Here is a 1,258-nt window from a genome sequence, read left to right on the forward strand (position 1 = left end):
CCTCCTCGCCCTCACCGCCGCCGCGGCCGTCGGGATCACGGTGCTGCTGCTCGCCCGCGCCGGAGTGCTCGAGCGGCCCGCCGTCCAGGCGTGGCGCACGGTCTGCCTGGCGATCACCGTGCAGGCGCTGCCGTTCCTGATCCTCGGCACCGTGCTGTCCGGCGCGATCAACGCGTTCGTCCCGGCCGACCTGTTCACCCGCGTGCTGCCCAGGCGGGCCGCGCTCGCCGTACCGGTCGCGGGGGTCGCGGGCGCGGTGCTGCCGGGGTGCGAGTGCGCCTCCGTACCGGTCGCCGACAGCCTGATCCGGCGTGGTGTCACCCCGGCCGCCGCCTTCGCCTTCCTGCTGTCCGCGCCTGCGATCAACCCGATCGTGCTCACCGCCACGGCGGTCGCCTTCCCGGGCAACCCCGCGATGGTCGCCGCCCGGCTGGTCGCCTCGCTGGCCACCGCCGCCGTGATGGGCTGGCTGTGGCTCTGCTTCGGCAAGGAGAAGTGGCTGCGCCCGGCCGTACGGCACACCGGCCACCAGCACGGGCACAGCCGCTGGGCCGAGTTCCGCCAGGGCTTCCAGCACGACTTCCTGCACGCCGGCGGCTTCCTGGTGCTCGGCGCGATGGCCGCGGCCACCTTCAACGTCGCCGTACCGCGCACCGTGCTCGACGCCTTCTCCGGCTCGCCCTGGCTCTCCGTACTGTTCCTCGCCGGGCTCGCCGTCCTGCTCGCCGTCTGTTCGGAGGCGGACGCCTTCGTGGCGGCGTCACTCACAGGCTTCTCCCCCACAGCCCGGCTCGCCTTCATGGTGGTCGGCCCCATGGTGGACCTGAAGCTGATCGCCCTTCAGGCGGGCACCTTCGGCCGCGCCTTCGCCGTACGGTTCTCCGCCGCGACCACGGTCGTCGCCGTCGCCGCCAGCGCCCTGACCGGAGGCGCGCTGCTGTGAGACGCCTCGCCCAGACCGCCCTGCTCGCCCTCGTCGGCGCCGGCCTGCTGCACACGGCCCTCTTCACCGACCTCTACCTGCGCTACGTCAAGGAGGGCCTGCGCCCCGTCCTGATCGCGTCCGGCGTCGTCCTGCTGCTCCTCGGCGCGGTGAACGCCTGCCTCGACCTGCGCGGAAACCGGGAGCCCCACGACTCCCACGACCACCACGAAGCCTCCGCACACGGCCACGACCACTCCACCGCCCCCAAGGTCGCCTGGCTGCTCGCCGTGCCCGCCCTCAGCCTCCTCCTCTACGCCCCGCCCGCCCTCGGCG

Annotated in this window: 1 protein-coding gene and 1 pseudogene; both read left to right on the plus strand. The window is 73.9% G+C overall.

Features of this window, described 5'->3' with window-relative positions; genetic code table 11:
- The coding region (locus tag CCN33_RS28435; RefSeq protein ID WP_244173966.1) for a permease at window positions 1-943 on the plus strand (943 nt) is incomplete at its 5' end.
- Window positions 940-1,258, plus strand: a pseudogene (locus tag CCN33_RS28440) (TIGR03943 family putative permease subunit); the annotation flags it as partial. The gene CCN33_RS28435 and the pseudogene CCN33_RS28440, both read left to right, overlap by 4 nt.

It is taken from the genome of Streptomyces recifensis (assembly GCF_002154615.1).
Lineage (GTDB): Bacteria > Actinomycetota > Actinomycetes > Streptomycetales > Streptomycetaceae > Streptomyces > Streptomyces griseoluteus.